General features: G+C 67.3%; 21 protein-coding genes. 11 read left to right on the plus strand and 10 right to left on the minus strand.

What is annotated here, in order from left to right:
• Window positions 1–169: 169 nt before the first annotated feature.
• Window positions 170–1,381, minus strand: a complete 1,212-nt coding sequence (locus ASE78_RS00690) for an LL-diaminopimelate aminotransferase (protein WP_056491973.1) — start codon at window positions 1,379–1,381, stop codon at window positions 170–172.
• 77 nt (window positions 1,382–1,458) lie between these two features.
• On the opposite strand from ASE78_RS00690, the gene ASE78_RS00695 reads away from it, so the two are divergent.
• The 5 genes from ASE78_RS00695 to ASE78_RS00715 all read left to right on the plus strand — a co-directional run bounded on the left by ASE78_RS00695 (window position 1,459) and on the right by ASE78_RS00715 (window position 5,986).
• On the plus strand, window positions 1,459–3,186 hold the full coding sequence (locus ASE78_RS00695) for a PHA/PHB synthase family protein (protein WP_056491976.1): 1,728 nt from the start codon (window positions 1,459–1,461) through the stop codon (window positions 3,184–3,186).
• A 189-nt stretch (window positions 3,187–3,375) separates the two neighbouring features.
• Window positions 3,376–4,113, plus strand: coding sequence for a phasin family protein (gene phaP, locus ASE78_RS18060; RefSeq protein WP_235514826.1), 738 nt, complete (start codon window positions 3,376–3,378; stop codon window positions 4,111–4,113).
• Window positions 4,114–4,231: 118 nt separating this feature from the next.
• Window positions 4,232–5,068, plus strand: coding sequence for a prolipoprotein diacylglyceryl transferase (lgt, locus tag ASE78_RS00705; RefSeq protein ID WP_235514827.1), 837 nt, complete (start codon window positions 4,232–4,234; stop codon window positions 5,066–5,068).
• Between the two features lie 71 nt (window positions 5,069–5,139).
• Window positions 5,140–5,466 carry an ATP-dependent Clp protease adapter ClpS gene (gene clpS / locus ASE78_RS00710; RefSeq protein WP_056492306.1) on the plus strand — a complete coding sequence of 109 codons (327 nt, stop codon included), beginning with the start codon at window positions 5,140–5,142 and terminating at the stop codon, window positions 5,464–5,466.
• 1 nt (window position 5,467) lies between these two features.
• The gene (locus tag ASE78_RS00715; RefSeq protein ID WP_056491985.1) at window positions 5,468–5,986 is read left to right on the plus strand and encodes a hypothetical protein; all 519 of its coding nucleotides are present in this window, start codon (window positions 5,468–5,470) and stop codon (window positions 5,984–5,986) included.
• Here the strand turns inward: ASE78_RS00715 and ASE78_RS00720 are convergent.
• Entirely contained in the window at window positions 5,967–6,428 is a 462-nt protein-coding gene (locus ASE78_RS00720) for a hypothetical protein (protein ID WP_056491988.1), read from the minus strand. The genes ASE78_RS00715 and ASE78_RS00720 overlap by 20 nt on opposite strands.
• Before the next feature lie 79 nt (window positions 6,429–6,507).
• Here ASE78_RS00720 and murA point away from each other — a divergent pair, with 79 nt between their 5' ends.
• Entirely contained in the window at window positions 6,508–7,791 is a 1,284-nt protein-coding gene (murA, locus tag ASE78_RS00725) for a UDP-N-acetylglucosamine 1-carboxyvinyltransferase (protein ID WP_056491991.1), read from the plus strand.
• A gap of 691 nt (window positions 7,792–8,482) precedes the next feature.
• On the opposite strand, the gene ASE78_RS00730 is transcribed toward murA, so the two are convergent.
• Genes ASE78_RS00730 through ASE78_RS00745 form a run of 4 tightly spaced genes read right to left on the minus strand, consistent with a single transcriptional unit; the run spans window position 8,483 to window position 11,618 of the window.
• Entirely contained in the window at window positions 8,483–9,409 is a 927-nt protein-coding gene (locus ASE78_RS00730) for a cation diffusion facilitator family transporter (RefSeq protein ID WP_056491995.1), read from the minus strand.
• Window positions 9,409–9,855 (minus strand): hypothetical protein, encoded by a 447-nt coding sequence (locus tag ASE78_RS00735; protein ID WP_056491998.1) that lies wholly within the window; start codon window positions 9,853–9,855, stop codon window positions 9,409–9,411. Before ASE78_RS00735 ends, ASE78_RS00730 begins: the two co-directional genes overlap by 1 nt.
• Window positions 9,856–9,871: 16 nt before the next feature.
• Window positions 9,872–10,921: a tRNA preQ1(34) S-adenosylmethionine ribosyltransferase-isomerase QueA gene (queA, locus tag ASE78_RS00740; RefSeq protein WP_056492001.1), complete on the minus strand. Its 1,050-nt coding sequence runs from the start codon at window positions 10,919–10,921 to the stop codon at window positions 9,872–9,874.
• A 16-nt stretch (window positions 10,922–10,937) separates the two neighbouring features.
• Window positions 10,938–11,618, minus strand: a complete 681-nt coding sequence (locus ASE78_RS00745) for a peptidylprolyl isomerase (RefSeq protein WP_055758549.1) — start codon at window positions 11,616–11,618, stop codon at window positions 10,938–10,940.
• Between the two features lie 437 nt (window positions 11,619–12,055).
• On the opposite strand from ASE78_RS00745, the gene petA reads away from it, so the two are divergent.
• The 5 genes from petA (at window position 12,056) to ASE78_RS00770 (ending at window position 16,783) form a co-directional block, all read left to right on the plus strand.
• Window positions 12,056–12,640, plus strand: coding sequence for a ubiquinol-cytochrome c reductase iron-sulfur subunit (petA, locus tag ASE78_RS00750; RefSeq protein WP_056492004.1), 585 nt, complete (start codon window positions 12,056–12,058; stop codon window positions 12,638–12,640).
• Window positions 12,641–12,653: 13 nt separating this feature from the next.
• Window positions 12,654–13,964 (plus strand): cytochrome b, encoded by a 1,311-nt coding sequence (locus ASE78_RS00755; RefSeq protein WP_056492007.1) that lies wholly within the window; start codon window positions 12,654–12,656, stop codon window positions 13,962–13,964.
• Between the two features lie 9 nt (window positions 13,965–13,973).
• Window positions 13,974–14,843, plus strand: a complete 870-nt coding sequence (locus ASE78_RS00760; RefSeq protein WP_056492010.1) for a cytochrome c1 — start codon at window positions 13,974–13,976, stop codon at window positions 14,841–14,843.
• Window positions 14,840–15,391 (plus strand): adenine phosphoribosyltransferase, encoded by a 552-nt coding sequence (locus ASE78_RS00765; protein WP_235514828.1) that lies wholly within the window; start codon window positions 14,840–14,842, stop codon window positions 15,389–15,391. The genes ASE78_RS00760 and ASE78_RS00765 overlap by 4 nt, the downstream gene beginning before the upstream one ends.
• 675 nt (window positions 15,392–16,066) lie before the next feature.
• Window positions 16,067–16,783, plus strand: coding sequence for a hypothetical protein (locus ASE78_RS00770; protein ID WP_056492013.1), 717 nt, complete (start codon window positions 16,067–16,069; stop codon window positions 16,781–16,783).
• Here the strand turns inward: ASE78_RS00770 and ASE78_RS00775 are convergent.
• From ASE78_RS00775 to ASE78_RS00790, 4 genes are all read right to left on the minus strand, one after another.
• Window positions 16,780–17,226, minus strand: a complete 447-nt coding sequence (locus tag ASE78_RS00775) for a MaoC family dehydratase (RefSeq protein ID WP_056492016.1) — start codon at window positions 17,224–17,226, stop codon at window positions 16,780–16,782. The genes ASE78_RS00770 and ASE78_RS00775 overlap by 4 nt on opposite strands.
• Window positions 17,227–17,264: 38 nt before the next feature.
• Window positions 17,265–18,515, minus strand: coding sequence for an ectonucleotide pyrophosphatase/phosphodiesterase (locus tag ASE78_RS00780; RefSeq protein ID WP_056492019.1), 1,251 nt, complete (start codon window positions 18,513–18,515; stop codon window positions 17,265–17,267).
• Between the two features lie 81 nt (window positions 18,516–18,596).
• Window positions 18,597–19,697 (minus strand): redox-regulated ATPase YchF, encoded by a 1,101-nt coding sequence (ychF, locus tag ASE78_RS00785; RefSeq protein WP_056492022.1) that lies wholly within the window; start codon window positions 19,695–19,697, stop codon window positions 18,597–18,599.
• A gap of 60 nt (window positions 19,698–19,757) precedes the next feature.
• Window positions 19,758–20,342: a TIGR02466 family protein gene (locus ASE78_RS00790; RefSeq protein ID WP_056492025.1), complete on the minus strand. Its 585-nt coding sequence runs from the start codon at window positions 20,340–20,342 to the stop codon at window positions 19,758–19,760.
• Window positions 20,343–20,360 lie beyond the last annotated feature (18 nt).

Below are 20,360 nucleotides of genomic sequence, written 5' to 3' on the forward strand. Positions count from 1 at the left end.
GTCGGTGCTCCGGTGTGGTTGTGCGCTATAGCGACGGGTGTGGGCGCGGGTTCCATGGGCGCCGCTCCCCTCCCTTGAACAAGGGAGGGGCCGGGGGTGGGTTGGCTCGTTGTCGCACGGTAGCCTTCCCTCGCGGGCCNNNCCTCCCTGCCAGGGAGGGGAGAAGAAACTACACCGCGTTGCGTCCAGCCGGCGTGTTGACGCCCATCGACTGGAGATATTTCTTCACGTTGCGCGCCGCCTGGCGCAGCCGCTGTTCGTTCTCGACCATGGCGATGCGGACATAGCCCTCACCGTTCTCGCCATAGCCGACGCCGGGGGCAACGGCGACCTTGGCCTCGGTCAGCAACTGCTTGGAGAACTCGAGCGACCCCAGATGGGCGAGGGCGGGGGGCAGCGGCGCCCATGCGAACATCGAGGCGCGCGGCGAGGGAATGTCCCATCCGGCACGGGCGAAGCTTTCGACCAGCACGTCGCGGCGCTTGTGATAGAGCTGGCGGTTCTTCTCGACGATGTCCTGCGGGCCGTTCAGTGCCGCGCACGCCGCCGCCTGGATCGGGGTGAACGCGCCATAGTCGAGATACGACTTCACCCGCGTCATCGCCGCGATCAGCTTCTTGTTGCCGACGCCGAAGCCCATCCGCCAGCCGGCCATCGAATAGGTCTTGGAGAGCGAGGTGAACTCGATCGCCACGTCCTTCGCGCCCTTGACCTGCAGGATCGAGGGCGTCGGGCAGCCGTCGTAATACAGCTCGCTATAGGCGAGGTCGGAGATGACCCACAGCCCGTGTTCCTTGGCGAAGGCGACGACCCGTTCGTAGAACGCGAGGTCGACGACCTCGGCGGTCGGGTTCGACGGATAGCCCATCACCAGCACGCTGGGCTTGGGCACGGTGAATGCCATCGCCTTTTCGAGACTCTCGAAATACTGCTCGTCGGGGGTCGTCGGCACCGCACGGATCGTGGCCCCGGCGATGATGAAGCCGAACATGTGGATCGGGTAGCTGGGGTTGGGTGCGAGGATGACGTCGCCAGGCGCGGTGATCGCGGTCGCAAGGCTGGCCAGCCCCTCCTTCGATCCCATCGTCACCACAACCTCGGTTTCGGGATCGATGTCGACGCCGAAGCGGCGGCCGTAATAATTGGCCTGCGCGCGGCGCAGCCCGGGAATGCCGCGCGACTGCGAATAGCCGTGCGCCGAGGGCATGCGGGCGACCTCGACCAGTTTTTCGATCACATGGTCGGGCGGGGGCAGGTCGGGATTGCCCATGCCGAGGTCGATGATGTCCTCGCCACCGCTGCGCGCTGCTGCCCGCATCGCGTTCACCTCGGCGATGACATAGGGCGGCAGGCGTTTCATGCGGTAGAATTCGTCGGACATTCTCGTTCCTTTCGTCATCGCCCTTACGCGAGTAAGCGGCTAATCGGTAGACCTGCACGGCGCCCGAGGAGAGGAAAATGCCCGACGAGACGAAGTCCGCCGTACCACCGGCGGCGATGACGCTCGAGGAACTGCAACACTGGACGCAGATGCTGGGCCGCGCGCAGCAACTGATGCTCGAACAGGGTATCGACCTGGTGGAGCGCGCGCCGGTCGGGCCCGATCCGACGGGGATGATCCGGGCGCAGACCGATTTCTGGGCGGACACGATGAAGCTGTGGCAGCGCTTCCTCGACCCCGCCGCGCAGCCCGCGCCCGAATCGCCCGAACGCGCCCGCGACCGCCGGTTCAAGGCGAAACAGTGGCACGACGATCCGGTCTATGCCTTCATCCGCCAGAGCTATTTCCTCGTCGCCGACCATATGCTCAAGGGCGTCGACGCGATCGACGGCGTCGATCCGAAACAGAAGGAGCAGCTCCGCTTCGCCACGCGCGGCCTGATCGATGCGCTCAGCCCGACCAATTTTCCCGCCACCAATCCGCTGGTGATGGAAAAGATCATCGAGACGCGCGGCGAGAATCTGCTGAAAGGCGTGCAGAACCTGCTCGCCGACATGGCCAAGGGCCAGATGACGCAGAGCGACACCAGCGCGTTCGAACTCGGCCGCAACGTCGCGATGACGCCGGGCAAGGTCATCCGGCGCACCCCGCTCTACGAACTGATCCATTACGCCCCGACCACTGAAAAGGTGGGGGCGGTGCCGCTGCTGATCTTCCCGCCGTGGATCAATCGTTTCTACATCCTCGACCTGACGCCCGAGAAGAGCTTCATCCGCTGGGCGGTGGAGCAGGGGCTGTCAGTGTTCGTCGTGTCGTGGCGCTCGGCCGATGCGTCGATGAAGGACGTGACGTGGGACGATTATGTCGTGCGCGGGCAGATCGACGCGATCGACACCGTGCGCGAGGTGCTCGACGTCGAATCGGTCCACGCCATCGGCTATTGCGTGGCAGGCACCACGCTCGCCGCGACGCTGGCGCTGCTGGAGGCGCGGGGGCAGGCGGCGAAGGTCGCCACTGCCACCTTCTTCACCGCGCAGGTCGATTTCGCCGATGCGGGCGAACTGTCGCTGTTCGTCGATGACGAGCAGTTGAAGATGATTCGCCAGGTCGGGAAGGACGGCTATCTCGACGGGCGCTACATGGCGATGACGTTCAACCTGCTGCGCGGGCGCGACCTGATCTGGAACTACGTCACCAACAATTATCTGCTTGGCAACGATTATGCGCCGTTCGACCTGCTCCACTGGAACGCCGACGTCACCAACCTGCCCGCGACCTGGCATCTGGGCTATCTGACCGATCTCTACCGCGACAACCGGCTGGCGCAGCCCGGATCGATGCGCGTCGACGGCGTGGGCATCGACCTCACGACCGTCAGGACGCCGTCCTATATCCAGGCGGGGCGCGAGGATCATATCGCTCCGCCCGAAAGCGTGTGGAAGATCACCGACCATTTCGCCGGCCCGCTGCGCTTCGTGCTGGCCGGATCGGGGCATATCGCCGGGGTGGTGAACCCGCCCTCGGCGCAGAAATACCAGTATTGGACCAACGACCATCCCGCCGCCTCGCTCGCCGACTTCGTCGCCGGTGCCAGCGAGACGAAGGGGAGCTGGTGGCCCGACTGGCGCGCGTGGATCCGCGCTGCCGATGGCGCGGAAGTGCCCGCCACCGGCATCCGGGTGCCCGGGGAAGGCAAGCTGCCCGCGCTGGCCGACGCGCCGGGGGAGTATGTCCGAACCCGTTGATAACGCTACCACAAAATAATTGCTGCACCGCACCATATGGCGTCTTGAAAACGTCATGCGAAGCGCGTAGATGCTGCGGTGCAGCAGCAACATAGTGGAGGATGTCTAGTGGCCAGCAGAGGTCCGAAGACCGGCACGCGCAAGCCTGCCAATTCCCGGTCGAGGCCGGTGACGTCTCAGGCACCCGCCGTGGCTGCCGCGCCGGAACCGGTCGTGGTCGATGCCGAACCGGTGCAGGCGGCCGTGCCGCCCGTGCCCTTCGTCGCCGATCCCGCGCCCGCTCCGGTCGAGCTTGAGCAAAAGATCGAAGCGGCGATCGCCGAGGTGGTCGAGCATCAGGAACCGGTCGCCCCGACCGTGACCGAAACGCCCGCCGAAGCAACGCCCGAAGCAACCCCCGCGGTCGACATCGTCGCCGCCCAAGTCGAGGAAAAGACCATGGACGTCACCAACGAAGCGACCGCCGCCACCCAGACCGCCGCCGACAAGGCGCAGGCCTTCACGCAGGACGCGACCGCCAAGGCGCAGGCGATGACCGCCGACTTCAACGAGAAGGCCAAGGCCGCCATGGAAAAGGGCGCCAAGGGCTTTGAGGAAATGAACGAGATGGCCAAGGGCAACATCGAAGCGATGGTCGAAGCCAGCCGCATCGCCGCCAAGGGCCTTGAGACGCTGGGCCAGGAAATGGCCGAATACGGCCGCAAGTCGTTCGAGCACGCGACCTCGACCGCCAAGACGCTGGCGTCGGTCAAGTCGCCGACCGAGTTCATGAAGCTGCAGTCGGACTATGTCCGCCAGTCGTTCGACTCGTTCGTCGCCGAAGCGTCGAAGACCACCGAAATGATGATGAAGCTCGCCGGCGACGCCGCGCAGCCGATCAGCAACCGCGTCGCGGTTGCCGCCGACAAGGTGAAGACCGCCGCGTAAGCGACGGATCTGCCGGATGGCAAGCAAGGGGGCGGTCGCGCGAGCGGCCGCCCCTTTCGCGTGATAGGCCTTTCGCGTGATAGGGATGCGTGATGGCGGTGAATCGGGGGAAGTGGCGATGACGGGCGATGCGACCGCGGCGTTGCGATGGCAGGATCTCGGCTTGTCGCCGGTAGCGTTCGATCTGGGGCCGCTGCCGGTCCGCTGGTACGCGCTGGCCTTTCTCGCGACGTTCCTGCTCGGCGGCTGGTATCTCCGGCGGCTGTTGCGCGAACCGGGCGCGCCGATGCGGCCGGAGCTGGTCGACGACCTGTTCCTGTATGCCGTGGCCGGTGTGATCCTTGGCGGACGACTGGGCTATGCGACCTTCTATCAGCCGGGGCTGTGGGCAGCACCGCTCGAACTGGTGCAGCCATGGCATGGCGGCATGTCGTTCCATGGCGGGCTGATCGGGCTGCTGATCGGCCTGACGCTGTTTGCGCGAAACCATGGCGTGCCGCTGCTGCGGTTGCTCGATTATGTCGGCTGCGCGACGCCGTTCGGGATGATCCTCGTCCGGCTGGCCAATTTCGTGAACGGCGAACTGTGGGGCCGCCCGACGACGTTGCCATGGGGCATGGTGTTTCCCGGCGCGGGCGATGGCATGCCGCGCCACCCCAGCCAGCTCTACGAAGCGCTGCTCGAAGGCGTCGTGATGTTGCTGCTGCTCGGCTTCCTGTTCTGGCGGACCGGCGCGCGCCATGTGCCGGGCCGGCTGGCCGGCGCGGGCCTCACCTGGTACGCGATCGCGCGCTTTTCGCTCGAATGGGTGCGCCAGCCCGATCGCGGGCTGGAGCATCTGTCGTGGGGGCTGACGATGGGACAGACGCTCAGCCTGCCGATCCTGTTCGGCGGGCTGGCGCTGCTGATCCTGCCGCCCCGGATCGGCACGGTCCGCCATCCGGCCGGCGCGTGACGCACCCCCTTGCCCCAAGGCCGTCCGATGCCATATTTCCGCGTGACATGTATCGACAGCTCAGCCCCCTGATGGCCGGTGACGACCGCGACCATGACGACGATCGCACGACCGGCATCGGCGTCGCGACCCAGACCCGCGTCAAGAAGCCCACGCCCTACCGCGTGCTGATGCTGAACGACGATTACACGCCGATGGAATTCGTCGTCCTCGTCCTGCAACGCTTCTTCCGCATGACGATGGAGGAGGCGACGCGGGTGATGCTGAGCGTCCACCAGCGCGGCGTGGGCGTGTGCGGCGTCTTCACCTACGAGGTCGCCGAAACGAAGGTCGCGCAGGTGATGGACTTCGCCAAGCAGAACCAGCACCCGCTGCAATGCACGCTGGAGAAGGCGTGAGGTGATTCGCGGCGCGCCGCTCGCCTGCGCGCTGTTGATCGCGGGCTGCGCGGCCGAGCCGCCGGCACCACTCTCGACCGAAAATCTGGCGATGCTCGCCGAACGGATGGCGGGCAATCGCACGGTTCCCCTGGTCCGGCCGTCGCCCGAACCCGAAATCCCGCTCGACGATCGCGCCGCCGCCGCGCTTGCGCGCGAGTTCGGCCTGCCGCGCTGCTCCAATATCGCCCGCCTGCGCGACGTGCGCGGGGAGGGCCTGTTCGCCGAAAGCTGGCGCGTTCGCGGCGACGACGCCTGTTTCGCCGACTGGGCCGCGCGGCAACGCAAGTTCGGCATCCTCGAACGAATCATGGCCGGCGAGTTGAAGGCCGAGATCGATCGCCTGCCATGGCGCTGCGGCGACGGCGGCGATCACGTCGCGCAATGCTCGACCCAAGGCAGACCGGTGACGCTGGTGATCGAAAACCCCAACTTCGCCCCGTTCCTGCTGTTCCGGCGGATCAGCCGCGCGACGAAGTGAGCCGCGCCGGTCGCGCGGATCGTGTCGCATCGCTCGCTTCGAACCACCACTGATCGTCGACCGCGCTGCTAGTGTAATATTGTCCGGTCTGGCGCGCTACCTCGGCCGGCGTCTTGCCGCTGGCATGGACGATCCTCCCGGTCACGCAAACCGCGGCGTTCTTCCTAAGATCCATGCCCGGTCGACGGGGTACGAATACTCCGACCCGCCCGTGCATCACGCTACCCTCGCCATTGGGCGAATAGAGTGGGAATCCGTACGTTTTGCCGTCGAAGCTGCTCTGATAGGCCCCGCCCGGATCGCCGCACAGCCGGATCGTCCGCCCGAAGAACGTCGCCGGGTGCTGCGCCGCCGCCGTGATCGCGACCGACGGTGGCGGCGATGCGCAACTGGCAAGGAATACTGGCGACACCGTAATCAGGCTGATGATCGACCGTAGCATGATGGAAGGATGCGCGTTCGCGTGACCGGCGGCAAGTGTCCCCCTTGCGCGCGCACCATCAACCATTAGAAGCCACGCGATGGACCGTATCGTCATCCGCGGCGGCAATCGCCTTTCCGGCCGCATCATGATTTCGGGCGCGAAGAATGCCGCGCTCACCCTTTTGCCGTGCGCGCTGCTCACCGAGGAGCCGCTGACGCTGCGCAACCTGCCGCGCCTCGCCGATGTCGACAGCTTCGGCCATCTGCTCAACCAGTTCGGTGTGTCGACGATGGTCGAGGGGTCGCATCCGTCCGAATTCGGCCGGGTGATGACGATGCGCGGGCAGCGGCTGACCTCGACGGTCGCGCCCTATGACATCGTGCGCAAGATGCGCGCCTCGATCCTCGTGCTCGGTCCCCTCGTGGCGCGCGCGGGCGAGGCTACGGTGTCGCTGCCCGGCGGCTGCGCGATCGGTAACCGCCCGATCGATCTCCACTTGAAGGCCCTCGAAGCGCTGGGTGCCGAGATCGAGCTGGCGGCGGGCTATGTAAAGGCGACCGCGCCGGGCGGACGGCTGCCGGGCGGGCGCTATCGCTTCCCGGTCGTCTCGGTCGGCGCGACCGAGAATGCGGTGATGGCCGCCGTGTTGGCGCGCGGCACCTCGGTCCTCGAAAACGCGGCGCGCGAGCCCGAGATCGTCGACCTGTGCCGCTGCCTCGTCGCGATGGGCGCGGCGATCGACGGCATCGGCAGCGACACGCTGACCATCGAGGGCCGCGCGAAGCTCCATGGCGCGACCTATGCGGTGATGCCCGACCGGATCGAGGCGGGCAGCTATGCCTGTGCCGCCGCGATCACCGGCGGGTCGGTCGAACTGGCCAATGTCGTGCCGTCGGACATGCGCGCGACGATCGACGCGCTGGTCGAGGCCGGCGTGGTGGTGCGCGAGGAAGCGACCTCGCTGTTCGTCGAGGCCGGCGGCGACATCCGCCCGATCGACCTGTCGACCGCGCCCTATCCCGGTTTCGCGACCGATATGCAGGCGCAGTTCATGGCGCTGCTCACCCGTGCGCATGGTGCCAGCGTGCTGACCGAGACGATCTTCGAGAACCGCTACATGCACGTCCCCGAACTGGCGCGGATGGGGGCGGACATCACCGTCACCGGCCGCTCGGCGGTGGTGAAGGGGCCGGCACCGCTGATCGGCGCGCCGGTAATGGCGACCGACCTGCGCGCGTCGATGAGCCTCATCATCGCCGGCTTGGCGGCGGAGGGCGAGACGTCGGTCAGCCGGGTCTATCACCTCGATCGCGGGTATGAACGGCTGGAGGAAAAGCTTCAGGCGGTCGGCGCCGACATCGAACGGTTGGGCGACGGCTAGAACCAATCGACGGTCAGCGGCGACCGGAAATGTTCGTCAGTCCCGCGCAGGCGGGAATCCATAGCCGCTGACGTTTAGGCTGGATTCGCGACGCTGGCACCTGTGAACGTCCGCCTCCGCCGGAATGACGACAGGGCAAGGGGCAGTCGTTCCGTGTCTGCACGTTGAATGCCGGTCCAGTCCAAGGGCTTTGCGCGCAGAGGACGCGAAGGACGCAGAGACGTCTTCGGACGCGGCAGCGTCTCGTCCGTCCGACGGGCGGCGGCATGACGCTACGATAGCGACTCCGCGCGAACCCCTCTGCGCGCTCTGCCTCCCCTGCGCGAACATCTTTTGGCAAAGGAAGGATGGTTCACGCGGAGGCGCGGAGGGGGTTTCCGAATGCGGCGTTGTGGTCGTCCTTCCACTGACCAGCGCCGTATTCGACAGCGCTCCGCACGAACCGACTCCCAGAATGATTCACGCGAAGACGCGAAGGCGCGAAGGCGCGAAGGCGCGAAGGCGCGAAGGGCTATCGCCAGGCGATACCGGTCGCCCGATCCACCGACGCCGGTAACAGGAAAGGACGCTACCGCGTCCGGAACCCACTTCGCGCCTTCGCGCCTTCGCGTGAATCAAACGCCTCAAACGGAACGGCGGTCACAGCCCCCTCCGCGTCTCCGCGCCTCCGCGTGAACCAATCCTCGCGATCCTAATGCGCGTGCGCCAGCCCGCACTCGGCATCGCGCTCGATCTGGATCGTCGCGTGGCCGATCCCGAAGTCATGCTCCAGCCGCTCCGCCGTTTCGCTGAGAAACGGGTCGCCCGGATGCCCGGCCGGCATCACCAGATGCGCGGTCAGCGCGGTCTTGGTCGTGCTCATCGGCCAGATGTGCAGGTCGTGCACCCGCTCGACGCCAGGCAGGCCGCGCAGCATCGCCTCGACCGCGCCGGCATCGACGCCCGGCGGCACCGCCTGCAACGCCAGCAACAGCGATTCGCTGAGCAGCCCCCACGTCCCGATCAGGATCACCGCGACGACGATCAGGCTGACCAGCGGATCGATCCACGTGGCACCCGTCCACAGGATCACCAGCCCGGCGATCACCACCCCGGCCGACACCGCCGCATCGGCCGCCATGTGCAGATAGGCACCCCGGATGTTCACATCGCCATGCCGCCCGCGCGCGAACAGCAGCGCGGTGCCAAGGTTCACCGCGATTCCCGCCAGCGCCACCCACACCACCGGCCAGCCGTCGACCGGCCGGGGATCGCCCAGCCGCTGCACCGCTTCGAGCAGAATCGCGCCGACCGCCAGCAACAGCACCAGCGCGTTGGCCAGCGCGGCGAGGATCGTCGACGCCCCCAGCCCATAGGTGAAGCGCGCCGACGCCGGCCGCTTGGCCAGTTCCGCCCCGCCCCATGCAATGAGCAGCCCCAGCACGTCGGACAGATTATGCCCGGCATCGGCCAGCAGCGCGACCGAATTGGTCCAGAAGCCGGCCGCCCCCTCGACCACCACGAAGCCGAGGTTAAGCAGCGTGCCGATCAGGAACGCCCGCCCGAAATCGGCGGGGGCGTGCGAATGGCCGTGATGATGATGCCCATGCCCATGCCCATGGTCGTGATGCGCGCCCATCAGCGCCCCCCCCGCCGCAGGTCGCCCGGCATCGCCCGGATCGTCAGCAGTTCGGCGCGGGTCAGTACCCCGTCGCCATTGCGGTCGATCCGCGCGAAAATCGCCGCGATCCGCCCCTGCACCTCGGCCAGCGTGATGCGGTTGTCGTTGTCGCGATCGACTTCGAACGGTCCGGGCAGCGCGGCGCGGTCGCCCAGCCAGCGTTCGGCCCAGTCGGCATAGGCGATATAGCCGATCGTCGGCTGCCCCTTCGCCACCTCGGCAAAGCCGCGCGCGATGCCCGCCTCCGCCTCGGCGCGAGTGGTGCGCGCATCGCCATCGGCGTCGAATCCGGCAAGCATCATGCCGACCGGCTCGACGACGACGGTCGCCGCCGCCGGTCGCTCGCCGGGGGGCAGGAGCGGCGGCGATACGGCCTGAAGGGCAAGGGCGAGGGCGACGATCATGCCTCCCCTCTGCCAGCTAGGCGGCGCGCTGGCCAGATGCGGGCAGCAGCAGCGACGCATCCCCGTACGAATAGAAGCGATAGCCCTCCGCGATCGCATGGGCATAGGCGGCCTGCATCCGCTCGCGCCCCATCAGCGCCGAAACCAGCATGAACAACGTCGATCGCGGCAGGTGGAAGTTGGTCATCAACCCGTCGATCCCGCGAAAGCGATAGCCCGGCGTGATGAAGATCGCGGTGTCGCCCTCGAACGGCTGGACCTGCCCGTCCTCACCGCAAGCGCTTTCGATCAGGCGCAGGCTGGTGGTGCCGACGGCGATCACCCGGTTGCCGCGCGCGCGCACTGCGTTCAGCCGGTCGGCGGTGGCGGCATCGATCCGCCCCCATTCGGCGTGCATCCGGTGTTCGTCGGTATCCCCGGCCTTGACCGGCAGGAAAGTGCCCGCGCCGACATGCAGCGTCAGCGTGGCATGCTCGATCCTCGCCGTCGCCAGCGCCGCCATCAACCCGGGCGTGAAGTGCAGCGCGGCGGTGGGGGCCGCCACCGCCCCGGCCTCGCGCGCGAACAGCGTCTGGTAATCCTCGGCATCGCGGGCATCCGCCCCGCCACGCCGAGCGGCGATATAGGGCGGCAGCGGCATGCGCCCGGCACGCTCCAGCAGCAGTTCGACCGGCTCGTCCCCGGCGAAGTCGAGCACGAAGCTGCCGTCGTCGCCGCGTTCGCCCGCCACCGCCGTCACGCCGTTACCGAAATCGATCGTGTCGCCGTCGCGCAGCCGCCGCCCATTGCGCACGAACGCGCGCCAGCGCCGTGGCCCCTCGCGCTTGTGGAGCGTCGCGCCGATCGTCGCCTCGCCGCGCCGTCCTTCCAGTTGTGCGGGAATAACCCGCGTGTCGTTGAAGACCAGCAGGTCCCCGGGCCGCAGGCACTGGGCCAGGTCGCCCACCCCCCGGTCGAGTGTCGCGTCGCCGTCCAACACCAGCATCCGCGCCGAATCGCGCGGGGCCGCCGGGCGCAGCGCGATGCGCTCCGCCGGTAGCTCGAAATCGAACAGGTCGACGTTCATGGCGCGGGTGAGAGCGTTACTTCGCCGGAGCGGGGCGGCGGGCAGGGGCCGCCCGGCGCGGCGCGGTGGCCGGCAGCGGCGCGACCGTCTCGGGCAGCGGCGCGACCGCGGCGGCCTGATACGGCGGCGGATTGTCGCTCGCCATATAGGCATGGACCACCCGCGTCGGGTTCGCCGGCGGTTCGCCGCGCTCGATCGTGTCGACATATTGCATGCCGTCGATCACCCGGCCGAACACGGTGTATTTCTTGTCGAGGCCAAGCCGCGGGGCGAGCATGATATAGAATTGGCTGTTCGCGCTGTTCTCGTCATTGGCGCGCGCCGCCGCCACCGCGCCGCGCACGTGAGGGAGATAGTTGAACTCCTTTTCCACGTTCGGCAGCTTCGATCCGCCGGTGCCGTCGCCGGTCGGATCGCCGCCCTGCGCCATGAAGCCCTCGATCACGCGGTGGAAGGTGAGGCCGTCGTAGAATTTCTCGCGGGTCAGCGTCTTGATCCGTGCGACCATCTTGGGCGCGACATCGGGGCGCAGCCAAACCGTCACCCGCCCGCCGGTCGACAGGTCGAGCAGCCACAGGTTGCGCGCGTCGGTGGTCGCAGGCGGCGGCGCGCGGCCGGGCACGTCGATGATCTGGGCAGCCGCCGGCCAGGCGAGGAGCGAGGCGACGAACGCGAACAGCAGGGCGAAGATACGCATGGATTTCCCGTTACACGCAAGGATGGGGAAGGAATATGGTCGCGTCGCATAGACCAAGTCATCGCGCCCGCCAATCCGAACATCGGGTGAGGCGGAAGAGGCCCGTCATTCCCGCGAAGGCGTGAATCCATACACGCCAACGTCCGGGCAGGGGCGCAAGCGTCCCGGCTATGGACTCCCGCCTTCGCGGGAGTGACGAACTGGGGACTTGGAATAGAACCCCATCGCGCCGTGACGGCCCCCGATGCGGCCGACCGGACCGCCATCGACACCCGCCATACCCAAAAGGAGGTTGGCAAAGTCGCCCCGCGCCGTCTATCACCCGGTAAGACTGGACGGAACACCGTCTCGGTCCGGCGATGCCTACCGAAATGGGTGCGCCGGAGAGGGGCTTATACAGGGCGCGCACTCACGCGCCCGACGACAAGGGCGGTTGAATGGCGACTGACAACGATCAGCACGAGGCCACCGGCGGCGCAGCGGCGCTGGACGGCGCGCCCGAAAATCCGCGCCGGCGCGACTATCTCTCGATCGGGGCGGTCGCCTTCGCCGGGGTCGGCGCGGGCGTGATCGCGCTCCCGCTCATCAACCAGATGTCGCCCGCCGCCGACACGCTGGCGCTGTCGACGACCGAGATCGATCTGTCGTCGATCGAGCCGGGACAGGCGATCAAGGCCACCTTCCGCAAACAGCCGCTGTTCGTGCGCAACCTGACCCCGGCCGAGATCGCCGAGGCGAACAGCGTGGCCGTCAGCGACCTGCGCGATCCGCAGACGCTGGCGGAACGGACCAAGGAAGGCAAGGCCAACTGGCTCATCACGCTGGGCGTCTGCACCCATCTGGGCTGCGTGCCGTTGGGCGCGGGCGAGGGCGAGAACAAGGGCCCGTTCGGCGGCTATTTCTGCCCGTGCCACGGTTCGGCCTATGACACCGCCGGGCGCATCCGCTCCGGCCCCGCGCCGCAGAACCTGCATGTCCCCGAATATGCGTTCACGTCCGACACCGTCGTGACGGTCGGCTGAGGAGAGAATCGCGATGAGCTTCCCCTGGGCCAAGCATTACGCGCCGAAGAACCCGCTGATGCAGTGGGTCGACGCCCGCCTGCCGCTGCCGCGCCTCGCCTATAACGCGATCGGCGCCGGCTATCCGGTGCCGCGCAACCTCAATTATTTCTGGAACTTCGGCGTGCTCGCCGGGGCAGCGCTCGCGGTGCAGATCATCACCGGCATCGTGCTGGCGATGCATTATGCCGCCAATGGCGCGGTCGCGTTCGATTCGGTCGAACGCATCATGCGCGACGTGCCCTCGGGCTGGTTCCTGCGCTATGCCCACGCCAACGGCGCGTCGATGTTCTTCATCGTCGTCTACACCCATATCTCGCGCGGCATCTATTACGGGTCGTACAAGGCCCCGCGTGAGATGGTGTGGCTGCTCGGTGTCGTCATCTTCCTGCTGATGATGGCCACCGCCTTCATGGGCTATGTCCTCCCCTGGGGACAGATGAGCTTCTGGGGCGCGCAGGTCATCACCGGCTTCTTCTCGGCGATCCCGGGCGTCGGCGAAACGGTGCGCGTGTGGCTGCTCGGCGGCTATGCGCCGGACAATGCGGCGCTCAACCGCTTCTTTTCACTCCATTATCTGATGCCGTTCGTTATCGCCGGCGTCATCATTCTCCACATCTGGGCGCTGCACATCCCCGGCTCCAACAACCCGACCGGCGTCGAGGTGAAGGGCGAACAGGATACCGTTCCCTTCCACCCCTATTACACCGCGAAGGACGGCTTCGGGCTCGGCATCTTCCTGATCGTGTTCGCCTCGCTGATCTTCTTTGCGCCCAATCTGCTCGGCCACCCGGACAACTATATCCCGGCCAACCCGCTCTCGACCCCGGCGCACATCGTTCCCGAATGGTATTTCCTGCCGTTCTACGCGATCCTGAAGGCGTTCACCGTCGACTTCATCTTCCCGGCGAAGCTGTGGGGCGTGCTGGCGATGTTCGGCTCGATCCTGCTGCTGTTCTTCCTGCCGTGGCTCGACAAGTCGCCGGTCAAGTCGGCCAACTATCGCCCGACCTACCGCATCTTCCTGATCGTGCTGCTGCTCGACGTGCTGCTGCTCGGCTATCTCGGGGGTGCGGAAGCGTCGCCGGTGACGGTCCTGCTCAGCCAGATCGCCGCCGCCTATTATTTCGCGCATTTCCTCGTGATCCTGCCGATCGTCTCGGCGATGGAGCGTCCGCGTCCGCTGCCCAATTCGATCACCGAAGCGGTGCTGAAGGGCGAGGGCGGCACTTCGCCCGCGCAAACCGCCGCCCATGGTCATGCCACCCCGGCCGCGGCCGAGTAAGGATCTCAGATGCTGTCCTTCGCGTCTCGCTTCCTCGCCCGCAACCTCAACCTCGTCATCGGGGCGGGCTTCCTCTTTGCGCTGCTGCTCGGGATCTTCTCGACCGTCAGCGGCATGCTGACCGAGCACCCTGCCGAATCCGCCGAACATGAATTCCACATCAAGGAGCGGCGCGACGCGGGGCTGCAATCGGCGGGCCTGTTCGGCACCTTCGACAAGCAGCAGCTCCAGCGCGGGTTCCAGGTCTACAAGGAAGTCTGTTCGGCCTGCCATTCGATCCGGCTGGTGTCGTTCCGCGACCTCGAACAGCTCGGCTATGACGAGGGTCAGGTAAAGACGATCGCCACCGACTGGCAGATCGAACAGCCCAGCGTGAACCCGGAAACGGGCGAGCCGGCAACCCGCAAGAACCTGGCGTCGGATCGTTTCCCGCTGGTGTTCGCCAACGACGTCGCGGCGCGTGCCGCCAACAACAATGCGGTCCCGCCCGACCTGTCGCTGATGACCAAGGCGCGCGACGACGGTTCGAACTACGTCTATTCGCTGCTGACCGGCTATGGTCCGCAGCCGGCCGAGTTGCTCAAGAAATTCCCGCAGGCCAAGACGCCCGAGGGGCTGCACTACAACCCTTATTTCGCGACGCTGAACCTCGCGATGGCTCCGCCGCTGACCGCGGCCGATCAGGTCCAGTATCAGGATGGCACCCGCGCGACCGTGGATCAGATGGCGAAGGACGTCGCCGCGTTCCTGACATGGACCGCCGAACCCAACCTCGAAAAGCGTCATTCGGCGGGTCTGGCAGCGGTGATCTTTCTGCTGATCTTCACCGGTCTGGCCTTTGGTGCCTATCGCAACATCTGGCGCGGCATCAAGCATTGAGCGGATTGGACGACGCCGGGCGCGATGCGATCGCCCGGCGTATCCGCACCATTCCCGACTTTCCCAAACCCGGCATCCAGTTCCGCGACATCACCACGCTGATCCTCGATCCGCAGGGCCTGCGCCTCGCGGTCGACGGACTGGTGGCGATGGTTGACGGCCCGATCGATCTGGTGGCGGGGATCGAGGCGCGCGGCTTCGTGTTCGCGCCCGCCGTCGCGCTGGCGCTGGGCGCGGGCGTGCTGCTGATCCGCAAGGACGGCAAGCTGCCCGGCGCGACCATCGCCGAGGATTATGCGCTGGAATACGGCACCGACCGGATCGCGATCCACGCCGATGCCTGCACGCCGGGTGCCCGGGTCCTGCTGGTCGACGATCTGATCGCCACCGGCGGCACCGCCCGCGCCGCCGTCCGCCTGCTGCGCAAGGCCGGCGCGACCGTCGAACAGGCCGCGTTCGCGATCGACCTGCCCGATCTGGGCGGCGCCGACGCGCTCCGGGCGGATGGCATCGCCGTCTCGGCACTGGTCGGCTTTCCGGGGCACTGACCGCCCGAGCCGTTTCAGCGGCATATCAGCCCCAAAACGATCACGACCCTCGCGTGAGGCCATTGGGCTGTAGTTCACGCGAAGGCGCGAAGGCGCAAAGCAGGAAGAAGGGATGGTCGCGCAGAGGCGCAGAGGCGGCGCGACCGTGGCTGCTGCCCTGCCGCGTCAGCGGCCTTCGTCCTCGCAGCCCCGCACACCAATGTCTCCCGGACGTAAAGGAAGCGCCACCGGCGCAACCCCTCTGCGCCTCCGCGCCTCTGCGCGACCATCATCTTCTTGTTTTCTCCGCGTCTCCGCACCTTCGCGTGAACCAACGCCACCCGAACGAGTCCCTGTCCTACAGCCCAGCTTCCGTGCCAGTCTCCGGTCATGTCCGACGCGACCGCCACCAACCGTCCGAAACGCACCAACTGCCGAAGCGTAAACTTCGCCGTGGAAAAGTGTAAATCCGACCCTGTCCAATTGTAAACTTACCGCCGTCCAAGTGTAAACTTCCGCAGCACATGCTGCCAAACGACTCTCTGTATTCAGCCGCTATTCACCCCGTCTCCGTCACGCTTAAGTATAAACTTTGTAAACTTTCGCCGCCCCGGCACCGCTGGAACCGTGCCGGCACCGGCTTCGTTCTTAACCATCATTCGCGGGCACATTGCCCCGCGGTTCGGGAGCTTTCGCATGATCCAGCGGCTTCGCATGATCGCTCTGGCGATCGCGGCAGGTGTCGGCGTTTCGGCCTGCGTCTACGATGATTACGGCTATGGTGGCGTGTCGGTCGGCTATGGCGCCGGGGGATATGGTAATGGCGGCTATGGCTATTACGACGGCCTCGGCGGTCCGGGCTATGGCGGGGGCGGCGCGTTCGGTGATCCCTATTGGGGCTGGTACGGCGACTATTATTATCCGGGCACGGGTTATTACGTCTACGACCGCTATCGCCGCCCGTTCCGCTGGAACGATCGCCAGCGCGACTATTGGAGCGGCCGGCGTGGCGCATGGCGCGGCGACCGGTTCGATCGTCCGCGCTGGGATAGCTGGGACCGGCCGCGCGGCGATTACGGCCGCCCCGGCTTCGATCGCCGTCCCGGGTTCCAGAACGTGCCGCGCGGCAGCAGCCAGTCGCCTTATCCCGGCCAGCGTCCCGGCTGGCAACGGCCCGATCGCGGCGCACCCGGAGCCGATCGTGGCACATGGCGTCGCCCGGACGGCGCGACGCCGGGCGCGGGTCGTGGTGGCTGGCGTCGTCCCGACGGTGCCACCCCCGGCGCGGGTCGCGGCGGCTGGCAGCGTCCCGAAGGTGCCAGCCCCGGTGCGCGAAGCTGGGGTGGCCGGCGCGGTCCAGACGGCGGCGGGCGTGGCAACCGTGGTAGCGGCGGCCGGCCCAACCGCGACTAGACGGGTCGTGTAGCGACCAGCAGGAGCGAGACGAAGGTCAGCACGACCTCGCCCTGCTGGTTGCGCACGCGCATCCGGCTGCGCACCCGGCCCATATCGCTGCGCCTGGGCGTTTCCTCCTTTTCCAGCACCTCGGTTTCGCAAGTGAGGGTGTCGCCGGGATAGACCGGCCGCCGCCAGCGCAGCTCGTCGATCCCCGCCGCGCCTTGGCTCGCGATCGGATTGCGTTCCAGTTCCTCGACCAGCATCGCCATGCTCATCGAACAGCTATGCCATCCGCTGGCCGACAGCCGCCCGAAATGGGTTGCGGCGGCGGCCTCGTCGGACAGGTGGAACGGCTGCGGGTCATAGCGCCGGGCGAAGTCGAGCACCTCCTCGCGCGTCACCGCATAGCTGCCGAACCGGGCGGTCTCGCCCACCTGCATATCCTCGAAATAGCGCATCGGCGGAGTGTCCGCCCGAACCCGCCCCGCCGCAACCGCTATTTGAGGGCAGGGGCGAACACCGCCGCATCGCCGTCGAGGCTTGGGTCGGCTGCCATCCCCAGCACCCGGCGCAACAGCGGGTGAATCGCGGTATTACGGAACGCCGGCAACCGCCCGGCGGCGCGAAACGCCGGTCCCCCGGCGACGAACAGCGCCTGCATCTCCGGCGCGGCGTCGTCATAGCCATGCGCGCCCTTGTCCGTATCCTTGGCGGGCCGGGTCGCCAGCACGATCCAGCCGGGTTCGGCAAGGCACAGCCACGCCGGCACGCGCGGATGGGTGCCATAGCGCAGCCGCGCCGGGATCGCCGCCTTGGGCCAGCACCGCACATGCGGCACCGGCCTAGACAGCGCGGCGGCCAGCACCGCTTGCCTGCCCGGCTGTGGCTCGATCGAGGCATAGGGGCCGGTCTCGATCGTGCGGAAGCTGTCCGCCGGGGCGATGGTGTCGAGCGCGATGAACTGCCCCGCCGGGGTCGCCGCCATGCCATGGTCGGCGACGACGATCAGATTGACCGGCTGACCCAGTTCCGCCAGCTCGCGCTGCAACCGCCCGATCTCGCTGTCGACCATGTGCATCGCCGCCCGCGTCGCCGGCGCATCGGGGCCATTGTCGTGCCCGGCAATGTCGACATCGTCGAAATACAGCGTCACGAAGCGCGGCCGGGTGGCGGCGGGACGTCGCAGCCAGTCGACCACCGCATCGACCCGCTTGGGTGCGGGAATGGCGCTGGCGAACGCCTGCCAGTCCGATGGGTAGCTTCCGCCGGCATAGACGCCGTGGTCGGCCTTGCCGCTGCCGCCCCAGCCGATCGTGCTGCCCGGCCAGAACATCGTGGCGCTGCGGATGCCGGCTTCTTCGGCGGCGATCCAGATCGGCTTGGCGGCGTTCCACCAGAACGGATCGTCGGTCGTCATGGTGAAGCGTTCGCCCGGCCGGGCGGCATCTTCCATGGTGTTGCCGACGATCCCGCTGCGGTCGGGCCGGACCCCGGTCGCCATCGTCCAGAAATTGGGAAAGGTCTTGGTCGGGAACGACGGCTGCATCGCCGCCGACACGCCCTGTGCCGCCAGCCGCGCGAGGTTGGGGGTAAGCCCGGCGGACAGATAGTCCTGCCGCGCGCCGTCGACCCCGATCAGGATCGTGACCGGTTCCCGCCGCTCGGGGGCGACCCGCGCTGCCGGGCGCGGCGTGGCGGCACAACCGGCAAGCGCCGCCAGACCGAGGAACAGGGCAGGGATACGCATGATACAACTCACCGGGACAGGAGGCGAAGCCGCCCCGCTACTCCCGGCCCGTGACAGCAATATGGCGTGATGCGCCGGGCGTCAGACGTTGAAGCGGAACAGCAGCACGTCGCCGTCCTGCACGACATATTCCTTGCCCTCGGCGCGCAGCTTGCCCGAATCGCGCGCGCCGCTTTCGCCCTTGTGGGCGACGTAATCGGGATAGGCGATCGTCTCGGCGCGGATGAAGCCGCGTTCGAAATCGCTGTGGATCGCGCCTGCCGCCTGCGGTGCCTTGGCCCCGACCGGAATCGTCCACGCGCGCGCTTCCTTCGGCCCGACCGTGAAGAAGGTCAGCAGATGGAGCAGCGAATAGCCGGCGCGGATCACCCGGGCGAGGCCGGTTTCGGCCAGACCCAGATCGGACAGGAACTCGGCGCGGTCGGCCGGCTCCATCGTCGCGATCTCCGCCTCGATCGCCGCCGAGACGACGACCGCCTCGGCACCTTCGGCCTTCGCCTTGGCGAACACCTTGGCCGACAGGTCGTTACCCTCGGCGGCATCCTCCTCGTTCACGTTGCAGACGTAGAGAACGGGCTTGGCGGTCAGCAGTTGCGCCTGATCGAACAGCCGCTGCTCCTCCTCGTCCTTCACCTCGGTCAGCCGCGCGGGCTTGCCTTCGCGCAGCAGATCGAGCGCGCGGCCCAGCACGGCGGCGGCGACCTTGGCCTCCTTGTCGCCCTGCAGGCCCTTCTTGGCCAGATTGGGAACGCGCTTCTCGAGGCTTTCGAGGTCGCTCAGCATCAGTTCGGTATCGACGGTATCGGCGTCGGCGATCGGATCGACCCGGTCGTCGACATGCTGGATGTCGTCATTCTCGAAACAGCGCAGGACATGGACGATCGCGTCCACCTCGCGGATGTTGCCGAGGAACTGGTTGCCCAGCCCCTCGCCCTTCGACGCGCCGCGCACGAGGCCCGCGATGTCGACGAAGGCGAGCTGCGTCTCGATGATCTTCGCCGATCCGGCGATCGCAGCCAGCGTGTCGAGCCGCGGATCGGGCACCGCCACGTTGCCGACGTTCGGCTCGATCGTGCAGAACGGGTAGTTGGCGGCCTGCGCCGCCTGCGTCTGCGTCAGCGCGTTGAACAGGGTGGACTTGCCGACATTCGGCAGGCCGACGATACCGCAGCGAAAACCCACTTGGCGCAATCCCGGTGATGATGGAAAGCCCGTGCCTTTAGCGGGTGATCCTCCGTTTTGCTACCAGCGATAGTTGAAGCTTACGCTGATCCGCTCGCCCTTGCCGGCATGCGGCAGGACCTCGTGGCGCAGCCAGCTTTCCCACAGCAGCAGCGTGCCTGGGTGCGGTCGTACCGTCTCGAACGTGCCCGGCCGGGTCGGGGCGGCCATCAACAGGCCGAGACGCGGGTCCTCGAACCGGATGCCGCCGGCACCCTCGGGCACCGCGACATAGAAGGTGCCCGATACGACACTGTGCGGATGGACATGCCCCGAATGACCGCCACCGGGTTTGAGCAGATTGACCCACAGGCTGTCGAGCTTGAGCTTCCGCCCGGCCAGTTCCATGCCGCATTCGGCGGCGAACCTGGCGGCATGTTTGTCGAGCATGCGCTTCAGATCGGCGAATACGGGATCGCGCAGCGGCAAGTCGTTGAGCGAGGCATAGGAGGTATAGCCACGATAGCCATGTTCCTTCGACCAGCCGCGCCCGGCGCGATCCTCCTCCGCCAGCGCGCGAACCGAGGCGTCGAGTTCCTCGATCAGCCCGGCGTCGTCGATAGCGGCTTCGTAGAGTGTGGTCGGGAACAGGGCACGGCTGGTCATGGCCGCAGCGCTTGCCCC

This window comes from Sphingomonas sp. Leaf25, assembly GCF_001421635.1.
GTDB lineage: Bacteria > Pseudomonadota > Alphaproteobacteria > Sphingomonadales > Sphingomonadaceae > Sphingomonas.

Bases quoted from the DNA above. Each gene is read 5' to 3' on its own strand.
- ASE78_RS00690 (WP_056491973.1), bottom strand. From the start codon at position 1,381: ATGTCCGACGAATTCTACCGCATGAAACGCCTGCCGCCCTATGTCATC.
- ASE78_RS00695 (WP_056491976.1), top strand. From the start codon at position 1,459: ATGCCCGACGAGACGAAGTCCGCCGTACCACCGGCGGCGATGACGCTC.
- lgt (WP_235514827.1), top strand. From the start codon at position 4,232: ATGACGGGCGATGCGACCGCGGCGTTGCGATGGCAGGATCTCGGCTTG.
- clpS (WP_056492306.1), top strand. From the start codon at position 5,140: ATGGCCGGTGACGACCGCGACCATGACGACGATCGCACGACCGGCATC.
- ASE78_RS00720 (WP_056491988.1), bottom strand. From the start codon at position 6,428: ATGCTACGGTCGATCATCAGCCTGATTACGGTGTCGCCAGTATTCCTT.
- murA (WP_056491991.1), top strand. From the start codon at position 6,508: ATGGACCGTATCGTCATCCGCGGCGGCAATCGCCTTTCCGGCCGCATC.
- ASE78_RS00730 (WP_056491995.1), bottom strand. From the start codon at position 9,409: ATGGGCGCGCATCACGACCATGGGCATGGGCATGGGCATCATCATCAC.
- ASE78_RS00735 (WP_056491998.1), bottom strand. From the start codon at position 9,855: ATGATCGTCGCCCTCGCCCTTGCCCTTCAGGCCGTATCGCCGCCGCTC.
- queA (WP_056492001.1), bottom strand. From the start codon at position 10,921: ATGAACGTCGACCTGTTCGATTTCGAGCTACCGGCGGAGCGCATCGCG.
- ASE78_RS00745 (WP_055758549.1), bottom strand. From the start codon at position 11,618: ATGCGTATCTTCGCCCTGCTGTTCGCGTTCGTCGCCTCGCTCCTCGCC.
- petA (WP_056492004.1), top strand. From the start codon at position 12,056: ATGGCGACTGACAACGATCAGCACGAGGCCACCGGCGGCGCAGCGGCG.
- ASE78_RS00755 (WP_056492007.1), top strand. From the start codon at position 12,654: ATGAGCTTCCCCTGGGCCAAGCATTACGCGCCGAAGAACCCGCTGATG.
- ASE78_RS00760 (WP_056492010.1), top strand. From the start codon at position 13,974: ATGCTGTCCTTCGCGTCTCGCTTCCTCGCCCGCAACCTCAACCTCGTC.
- ASE78_RS00770 (WP_056492013.1), top strand. From the start codon at position 16,067: ATGATCCAGCGGCTTCGCATGATCGCTCTGGCGATCGCGGCAGGTGTC.
- ASE78_RS00775 (WP_056492016.1), bottom strand. From the start codon at position 17,226: ATGCGCTATTTCGAGGATATGCAGGTGGGCGAGACCGCCCGGTTCGGC.
- ASE78_RS00780 (WP_056492019.1), bottom strand. From the start codon at position 18,515: ATGCGTATCCCTGCCCTGTTCCTCGGTCTGGCGGCGCTTGCCGGTTGT.
- ASE78_RS00790 (WP_056492025.1), bottom strand. From the start codon at position 20,342: ATGACCAGCCGTGCCCTGTTCCCGACCACACTCTACGAAGCCGCTATC.